This window comes from Nonomuraea deserti, assembly GCF_004348685.1.
Taxonomy (GTDB): domain Bacteria; phylum Actinomycetota; class Actinomycetes; order Streptosporangiales; family Streptosporangiaceae; genus Nonomuraea; species Nonomuraea deserti.
Map to the genome: position 1 here is coordinate 1 of NZ_SMKO01000447.1, position 558 is coordinate 558.

At 69.7% G+C, this 558-nt stretch carries 1 protein-coding gene; it reads right to left on the reverse strand.

Going from position 1 to position 558, the window contains the following annotated elements; translation table 11 throughout:
* The coding region (locus E1292_RS50610; RefSeq protein WP_281284173.1) for a ketoacyl-synthetase C-terminal extension domain-containing protein at positions 1–508 on the reverse strand (508 nt) is incomplete at its 3' end.
* Between the last annotated feature and the right edge of the window lie 50 nt (positions 509–558).

Consider the following 558-nt stretch of genomic DNA (forward strand, 5'->3'; position numbering starts at 1 on the left):
CGGCACCGCCGGCCAGCTCACGCAACCCCGCCACCAGCTCATCCCGATCGGCACCGACCACCACCGCACGGTGATCGAACACCGACCGCGACACCACCAGCGAATGCGCCACATCCACCGGCCGCACCCCCGCCACCGCATCAGCCAACCGGCCCGCCTGAGCCCGCAACGCCTCAACACTGCGACCCGACACCACCCACGGCACCACCGGCGCCTCATCCACCGGCTCGGCCTCGATCTCGGCGATCGGGGACTCCTCGATCACGATGTGCGCGTTCGTACCGCTCACACCGAAGGAGGAGACGGCGGCGCGGCGGGGGTGGTCGTGGCGATCCCACTGCTGGGCCTCCGCCAGGAGTTCGACCGCGCCGGCCGACCAGTCCACGTGCGGTGACGGCTCATCCACATGCAACGTCCTCGGCAACACCCCGTGACGCAGCGCCATCACCATCTTGATCACACCCGCCACACCCGCAGCCGCCTGCGTATGACCGATGTTCGACTTCACCGACCCCAACCACAACGGCCGATCCCCCGGCCGATCCTGGCCGTAGGTCG